We start from the raw sequence: 7863 nt of genomic DNA on the forward strand, positions 1-7863 counted from the left end.
GTCTTGGGTATGAGCCACCCCCAAGCGATGCTCTTCGACTTCTCCGGCACCCTGATGCGCTTCGAGTCGGCGGAGAGCTGGGTCCGCGCCATCACCGACGGGGCCGGGCTCGCCTTGGACGACGGCGAGGTGGCGCACTGGGCCGACCGCCTCACCGAGGCCGGAGCCTGGTACGGCGCCTATCCCCAGCACGTCCCGGACCATCTCGCGGAGCTGTATGAGGCCCGCGACCTGGACGAGCCGCACCACCGCGCCTGCTACACCGGCCTGATCCGCGAGTCCGGGTGGCCGTGGGAGGAACTGGTCGAGCCGCTCTACGAGCGCAGCAACGCCGCCGAGGCGTGGGAGCCGTATCCGGACGCGTTGGAGACGGTGCGCGAGGCCAAGGACCGGGGCCTGGCGACCGCGGTGATCAGCAACATCTCCTTCGACATCCGCCCGCATCTCAAGCACGCCGGGCTGCTGGACCTGCTGGACGCGGTCGTGCTGAGCTACGAGGTCGCCATGGTGAAGCCGGACCCGAGGATCTTCCAGCTGGCCTGCGACGCCCTCGGCGTGGACCCGGCGTCGGCCGTCATGGTCGGGGACCATGCGGCCGACGGCGGCGGGTCGGTCCTGGGCGTGCGGACCTACTTCGTGGAGCTGTCGCCGGTGCGGGAGCGGCCGGACGCGTTGATCAGCGTGCTGCGAGAGGTCACGGCTTCGTAGCCGCCTCGCCGCCGGGCTCGCGCGCCGTCGTCTCCCCGTCGGGCTCGCGCGCCGCCTCCGCGCCGGGTTTGCGCACCGATCGCAGCAGCACCTCCGAGACGTCCGCGACCCGCACCGCGTCGTCGGCCTTCCCCTGCTGTTTACGGGTGGCCACGCCGTCGGTGAGCATCACGATGCAGTACGGGCACGCCGCGGTCACCAGATCCGGCGAGGTCCCCAGCGCCTCGTCGGTCCGGGTCTCGTTGATCCGCGAGCCGATCGTCTCCTCCATCCACATCCGTGCGCCCCCGGCCCCGCAGCAGAACGACTTCTCGCGGTTGCGCGGCATCTCGTTCAGCTTCACGCCGGGCACCGCGCCGAGGATGTCCCGCGGGGCGTCGAAGACCCGGTTGTGTCGGCCGAGGTAGCAGGGGTCGTGGTAGGTGACGTTGACGTCCACCTCGCCGACCGGCTTGATCCGGCCGTCCTTGATCAGCTTGGCGAGCAGCTCGGTGTGGTGCACGACCTCGTAGTCGCCGCCGAGTTGCGGGTATTCGTTGGCCAGGGTGTTGAAGCAGTGCGCGCAGGTCACGACGATCTTCTTGGCCCCGGCGCTGTTGAGCGTCTCCACGTTCTGCGTCGCCAGTTCGTGGAACAGGAACTCCTGGCCCAGGCGGCGGGCGGCGTCGCCGGTGCAGGTCTCGCCCGAGCCCAGGATCATGAACTCGACGCCGGCCTCGTGCAGGAGCTCTGCCACGTTGCGGGAGGTCTTCTTCGCATTGTCGTCGAGCGAGCCCGCGCAGCCGACCCAGAAGAGGTATTCGACGTCGTCGGGGATGCGCTCCTCGCCTCCCGCGCCGAGGACGCGGACTTCGAAGGGCAGGCCCTGCGTCCATTCCAGGCGGGCCTTCGCGCCGCGGCCCCACGGGTCGCCGTTCTTCTCCAGGTTGCGGAGCATCGTGCCGGCCTCGCGCGGGAACTCGGCCTCGATGAGGACCTGGTAGCGGCGCATGTCGACGATGTGGTCCACGTGCTCGATGTCCACCGGGCACTGCTCGACGCAGGCGCCGCAGGTGACGCAGGACCACAGGATGTCGGGATCGATGACGCCGTTGACGTCCTCGCCGCCGACCAGCGGGCGCTGCGCCTCCTTGAAGACGTCGACGGCGCTGGTCTCCAGGGCGGCCTTGGCCTCGTCGCCCTCGGCCAGCAGATACGGTGCCTTGGCCAGCGCGTGGTCGCGCAGGGCCATGATGAGCAGCTTCGGGCTCAGCGGCTTCTCGGTGTTCCAGGCCGGGCACTGGGACTGGCAGCGTCCGCACTCGGTGCAGGTGGCGAGGTCCAGCAGGCCCTTCCAGGTGAAGTCCTCGATCGCGCCGCGGCCGATCTTGTCGTCCTCGCCCGGGTCCTCGAAGTCCACGGCCTTGCCGTCGGAGTAGACCGGGAGCAGCGGGCCGAGCGCGCGGGGGCGGCGGGACAGGGCGATGTTGAACGGGGCCAGGAAGATGTGCAGGTGCTTGGAATGCACGACCAGGACCAGGAAGCTCAGCACCACGCCGAGCGAGGCGAGCAGGCCGACGGTCTCCAAGACGTCGTTGCCGGTTTTGCCGGCGCCGTGCAGCAGGTGGCCGGCGGCCTGGCTGGCGAACGCGCCGTGCGGGAACGGGAAGTTGCCGGTGTTGATCTGCGCGCCCCGGTAGAGCAGCAGGGTCCACATGACGTTGAAGATCATGAAGAGCACGACCCACGCGGCGGTGGTGTGGGAGCCGAAGAAGCGGGACTTGCGGCCGCGCTTCTCAGGGTCCTGTCTCAGCCGGATGACCGTGAAGCCCAGCAGTCCGGCCAGGACCGCGACGATGAAGAAGTCCTCGCCGAAGCCCAGCCAGGCGTCGGTGCCGATCAGCGGGATGTGGAAGTCCCGGTCGAACAGCGCCCCGAAGCCCTCGACGATGGTGGCGCCGAGGATGACGAAGCCCCAGAAGACGGCGAAGTGCGCGGCGCCGGGGGCGGACCACTTCAGCAGCTTGCGCTGGCCGAAGACCTCGGTCACGACCGCCCACAGCCGGACGCCCGGCTCGTCAACGCGCCCCGGCTCGGCCGGCTGCATCGTGCGGCCCAGGCGATAGAGCATCAGCACCCGGCGTCCGGCCAACGCGAGCGCCGTGAGCGTGATCGCCAAGCCGATGATGAGTCGTACAGCCACAGGGGCCTCCGTTCAGTGCGAGGGGAAGGTGGTGCCACTAGCGAGGATCGGGATCGGGATCAGGATCGTGCGGTCGTCTTCGAGCTCTTATCTCGGCCAGCAGCGCCGGGAGAATCGTCTGGGCGTCGCCGACCACCCCGAGCTCGGCGAGCTTGAAGATCGGGGCGGCCGGATCGTCGCCGATCGCGATGACCGTCTTGGCCCCCTGCATCCCGGCCCGGTGCCGCACCGAGCCGGAGACCCCGCAGGCGAGGTAGAGGCGCGGGTGCACGGTCTTGCCGTTCAGGCCGACGCGCGCCTCCGACGGCACCCAACCGAGCTCGGCGGCGGTGTGGGACCCGGCGACGGCCGCACCGAGGGCTTCGGCGACATCGGCGAGGACGGCGAAGGCCGCCCGGGAGCCGACACCCCGCCCGCCGGCCACGACGATGTCGGCGTGATCGAGGGTGGGGCACGCGGCGCGGGGCTCGGGGATGGCGACTACGCGGGGCGCGCGATGCGGCGAGGGCTCCACGGCGATGGTGTGGAGCGCGGCTTCGGCCGGATGCGGTTCGGGCAGCGCGGCCTCGGGGCGGACGGTGATGACCGGGACGCCGCGGATGATGGTCGACTCGACGAGGTAGGAACCGGCGAGGCAGCGCTGGACGGCGACGGCTTCGCCGCCGGGGCCGGGATGGAGGTCGACGGCGTCGGTGATGATGCCGGAGTCCAGGCGGATCGCCAGGCGGGCGGCGGTTTCCTGGCCGCCGGAAGTGGACGCGATGAGGATCGCCGCAGGGTTGAGGCGCTGCGCGAGGGCGGCCAGCAGATCGGTATCGGTGGCACGCGGAGCTTGATCTGTATCGGCCAGGCACCAGATCTCTGTCGCGCCGTGGCGACTCAGCTCCTTGATCACCTCGCCGCTCGGCGGCGCGCCGCCCACCACCGCCACCGGCTCCCCGAGCCGGCGGGCCAGCGTCAGCAGCGCGCACGCCGACCTTCGCACCGTTCCCTCGCGCGCGTCGCGTTCGACGAGCGTCAACACTTTCGCCATCCGGCCTCCTTGCCGTGATGTCTGTTGTGCTCCGGGCCTTAGAGGAACTGTTGCTGGGTCAGGAAATCGGCGATCCGGACCGCCGCGGTCTGCGGATCCTCGGTCACGGTCGCGGTCGCGGGTGGCGTCTCGGCGCGGGTGACCTTGCCGACCTTCGTCGCGGCGGCGGCGAGGCCGACGTGCGTCGTCTCAATACCCAGATCCGCGAGGGACCACGTGCGGACCAGTTTCTGGCGCGCGTCCGCTATGGCTTCGAAACGGGGGTAGCGGGGTTCGCCGCTGCGGTCGGTGACCGAGACCACCGCGGGCATCGCGGCCGTCAGGTTCTCGGTGCCGACGCCGGCGCCGTCGTCGCGGGTGGCGTGGAGCAGGTCCTCGTCGGTGCGCAGGGTGTCGCAGCGGCACAGGGCCGGGACGCCGAGGCGCTCGGCGAGCATCGCGGGGATGACGGACATCGCGCTGTCCGTGGAGGCGGTGCCGCACAGGACCACGTCGAAACCGAGGCGGCGGCAGGCGGCGGCCAGCACCAGGGAGGTGGCCGGGGCGTCGCAGCCGTGCAGGGCGTCGTCGAGGATGTGCACGCCTTCGTCGGCGCCGCGGGCCAGGGCTGTGCGCAGCGCCGCGGACGCACCCGACGGGCCCATGGTCAGCGCGGTCACCTGCACGTCGAGACGACGGCAGGCGATGCGCGCGGCCTGCTCGACCGCGTATTCGTCGGCGTCTTGCAGCCGGCAGCGCACCGCCGACCGGTCCACCGTCAGATCCGGCCCGAAGGACACCTCCCCTATCGCCTGCGGGACGTGCTTGGTCAACACGACGATCTTCATCCCACACCTCGCAACTGCTGCGGGAGTGTAGAGGGCTGATGACCAATGGAGAAGACCCCTGACACGCACGGTGCGTTTCAGGGGTCTCCGGACGATCCCGGCGGGCGTGCCGCCGGGATCAGTGGACGAGCGTGTAACCGGCCTCGTCGACCGCGGCCTCGATGGCCCCGGCCGTCAGCGGTGCGACGCTGGTGACGGTGACCTTGCCGGTCTCGAGGACGACGTCCACGTTCTGTACCCCGTCGATCGCGCTGACTTCCTCCGTCACGGACTTGACGCAGTGGCCGCAGGTCATCCCGGTGACGGTGTAGACGGCGGTGGTCAGGTTCTCGGACAAGGGGGTCACGGAAGTCTCCTTCAGCTCGATCATGACTGACACTGTACCCCCCTAGGGTATTGACTCCGGGGGTCGCGGCTGTGATCTCCCTCACAGCCGCGACCGGGACGCATCGGCAGGCACCGGCAGGCACACTGTCAGCGGACGTCCAGGGTCACCGCCGCGGTGTGCAGCGTGCCGCCGGTCTGGAACTGGAGGTACATCCGCCACTGCCCGGCCTCCGGCAGCGTCGCCTCGAAGGTCAGGTCCGGACCCCCGGTCGCGGTGGTCGCGACCACGCCCTGCGGATGCAGGTGCGCCATCGCCAGGTCTCCGGCATGGAATCCGGACAGGTGCGCATAGGTCGCCAGATACGGCTCCAGGTCGGTCACCGGCTTGCCGTCCTTGCTGAACGACACCTTCAGCGGCATCCCCATCCCGGCCGTGAGCTGCGAGGAGTCGACGGTGACGGTGTAGCCGTCGACCGTGGTCGACAGGCCCGCGGCCGGCACCGGCCGGTCCGGCGCCGACCCCGCCGACGTCACCTGCTCGGACAGCACCAGCGGCACCGCGGCGCCGTCGGACCCCTTGGCGATGAACTGCGCGTAGACCCGGTACGTGCCGGGCCCGGCGGCCTTGGTCGGGGCGGTCCACGTGCCGTCGGCGGCCATCGTCGGGTGCACGTGCTGGAAGCCCGACAGGTCCGAGCGGATCAGGTAGAAATGCATGAGCTTGGTCTGCTCGGGCTCGAAGCCGGTGACCGGCTTGCCGTCGGGGCCGAGGATCCGGAAGACGAAGCCCGGGGTCGCGACCGAGTCTGCGGCCGGGGCGAAGGTGTAGCCCTGGCCCGTGCCGGCCAGGCCGTCGCCCATGTACATGGGCTCGTCGCTGTCGTCCGTGCTGTGGTCCGTGCTGTGGTCCGTGCTGTGTGTTGAGGAATTCATGTTCATACCCGCCATCGACGAGTGGGAGGACGAGGAGTGAGCGGAAGAGGAGCCACCGCAGGCGGCCAGCAGGAGGATTCCGGCGAGGGCCGGAACGAGCGCCAGCGTGCGGGCGCGCTTGATCGAACGCATGAGAATGAAGCCTTCCGGTGAGTACGTGAACTGACAGCGGACGAAGCCGCCGCATCACGTCCGGGAGATGTTCAGCGTGCGAAGGATCTGGGCGCCAGACCGGGGCGGGCCGTGCGGCCAGTGCGGGCGGATCTGGCGCGCCGAGCGCGGGAGCCGGGGCCGCCAGAGCGTTATGACGATGAGGAACAGCGCCAGGAACAGCCCGGACAGCCCCTCGGGGCGCAGCGGGATGCAGCTTTCGCCGACCTGCGGGTGATCGGAGATCGGCTGCGGGTCACGGACCTCGACACTCGCACTCGCACCCGCACTCGTGTGGCTGGTAGCCGCGGGCGACATCGCCGGGTCCGCCATGACCATCTCGCTCGCCAGGCCATGACAACCGCCGACCCCACCGACCCCGCCGGCGCTGAGCCCGTGCATGAGGAACAGCCCGGCGAGCACCGAGAACAGCAGCACGACGTGCCGTCTCCCGACCCTTCCGGCCATCATTCCTCCCGAACCCGATACCAGCTACCGGTATAGGGTAACCCCACCGACGAGAGGCGGAGACAGTGGGTGCGATCACGCACGCGTTGACCATCACAGGCTCGATGACCTGGGAGATCACCTGGGCGCTGATCCTGGGCTTCACCCTCTCGGCGATCATCCAGGCCGTGGTGCGCAAGTCGACGATCGTCCGCCTACTGGGTGACGACCGCCCGCGCACGCTCGCGGTGGCCTCGCTGCTGGGCGCGGCCTCGTCCTCGTGTTCCTACGCGGCGGTGGCGCTGGCCCGCTCCCTGTTCCGCAAAGGAGCGAACTTCACCGCGGCGATGGCGTTCGAGATCGGCTCCACGAACCTGGTGCTGGAACTCGGCGTGATCCTGTGGCTCCTACTGGGCTGGCAGTTCACACTCGCGGAGTTCATCGGCGGCCCGATCATGATCGTGGTGCTGGCGCTACTGTTCCGGCGGTTCCTGAAGCCGGCCCTGCTCCGCGAGGCCCGCGAACAGGCCGACCGCGGGATCGCGGGCTCGATGGAGGGCCACGCCGCGATGGACATGTCGGTGACCGGCGAGGGCTCATTCCTGAAGCGGCTGCTGTCGCGCGCCGGGTTCACATCGGTGTCGCACGTGTTCGTGATGGAGTGGGCGGCAATCCTGCGCGACCTGGTGATCGGACTGTTCATCGCCGGAGCGATCGCCGCATGGGTACCGGACTCGTTCTGGCGGCACTTCTTCCTGGCCGGGCATCCGCTGCTGGCCGGGGTCTGGGGACCGCTGATCGGACCACTGGTGGCAGTGATCAGCTTCGTCTGCTCGATCGGCAACGTACCGCTGGCCCTGGTGCTGTGGAAGGGCGGCATCAGCTTCGGCGGAGTGACGGCCTTCATCTTCGCGGACCTGATCATCTTGCCGATCCTGAACATCTACAAGAAGTACTACGGCCAACGCATGGCCTGGTTCCTGCTGTGGACGTTCTTCATCGCGATGGCCGGCGCCGGCTACGTCGTGGAGCTACTGTTCGACGCGTTCGGATGGGTCCCGGGCCGAGGCGCGATGACGGTGATGGACGACGGCGTGAAGTGGAACTACACCTCGTGGCTGAACATCGCGTTCCTGGCACTGGCAGCGGTGTTGGTGGTGCGGTTCGTGCGGACCGGCGGGATGGCCATGATGCGGATGATGGGCGGCGGGCCGGGTGACATGGCCGGAGCGGAGGATGGGGGCGTGGGGCACGGG

The 7863-nt window shown here is 69.7% G+C and carries 8 protein-coding genes; 2 read left to right on the top strand and 6 right to left on the bottom strand.

Annotated features, from left to right (window positions below; translation table 11 throughout):
* Window positions 1-9 precede the first annotated feature (9 nt).
* Window positions 10-708, top strand: coding sequence for an HAD family hydrolase (locus IZR01_RS19995; RefSeq protein ID WP_194924705.1), 699 nt, complete (start codon window positions 10-12; stop codon window positions 706-708).
* Here IZR01_RS19995 and IZR01_RS20000 read toward each other — a convergent pair.
* From IZR01_RS20000 to IZR01_RS20025, 6 genes are all read right to left on the bottom strand, one after another.
* The gene (locus tag IZR01_RS20000) at window positions 695-2890 is read right to left on the bottom strand and encodes a (Fe-S)-binding protein (protein WP_323747051.1); all 2196 of its coding nucleotides are present in this window, start codon (window positions 2888-2890) and stop codon (window positions 695-697) included. The two genes, IZR01_RS19995 and IZR01_RS20000, sit on opposite strands and share 14 nt — an antisense overlap.
* Window positions 2891-2927: 37 nt before the next feature.
* Window positions 2928-3923 (bottom strand): electron transfer flavoprotein subunit alpha/FixB family protein, encoded by a 996-nt coding sequence (locus IZR01_RS52430; RefSeq protein ID WP_194924706.1) that lies wholly within the window; start codon window positions 3921-3923, stop codon window positions 2928-2930.
* 38 nt (window positions 3924-3961) lie between these two features.
* Complete coding sequence (locus IZR01_RS20010; RefSeq protein ID WP_194924707.1) at window positions 3962-4750, bottom strand: electron transfer flavoprotein subunit beta/FixA family protein; 789 nt, start codon at window positions 4748-4750, stop codon at window positions 3962-3964.
* A 118-nt stretch (window positions 4751-4868) separates the two neighbouring features.
* Window positions 4869-5075: a heavy-metal-associated domain-containing protein gene (locus IZR01_RS20015; protein WP_194898635.1), complete on the bottom strand. Its 207-nt coding sequence runs from the start codon at window positions 5073-5075 to the stop codon at window positions 4869-4871.
* A 149-nt stretch (window positions 5076-5224) separates the two neighbouring features.
* Complete coding sequence (locus tag IZR01_RS20020; protein ID WP_194924708.1) at window positions 5225-6142, bottom strand: DUF8832 domain-containing protein; 918 nt, start codon at window positions 6140-6142, stop codon at window positions 5225-5227.
* 54 nt (window positions 6143-6196) lie between these two features.
* Window positions 6197-6631 (bottom strand): hypothetical protein, encoded by a 435-nt coding sequence (locus tag IZR01_RS20025; RefSeq protein ID WP_194924709.1) that lies wholly within the window; start codon window positions 6629-6631, stop codon window positions 6197-6199.
* Window positions 6632-6693: 62 nt separating this feature from the next.
* On the opposite strand from IZR01_RS20025, the gene IZR01_RS20030 reads away from it, so the two are divergent.
* The coding region (locus IZR01_RS20030; RefSeq protein WP_194924710.1) for a permease at window positions 6694-7863 on the top strand (1170 nt) is incomplete at its 3' end.

Origin of the sequence: Catenulispora pinisilvae, assembly GCF_015356865.1 — a bacterium.
GTDB lineage: Bacteria > Actinomycetota > Actinomycetes > Streptomycetales > Catenulisporaceae > Catenulispora > Catenulispora pinisilvae.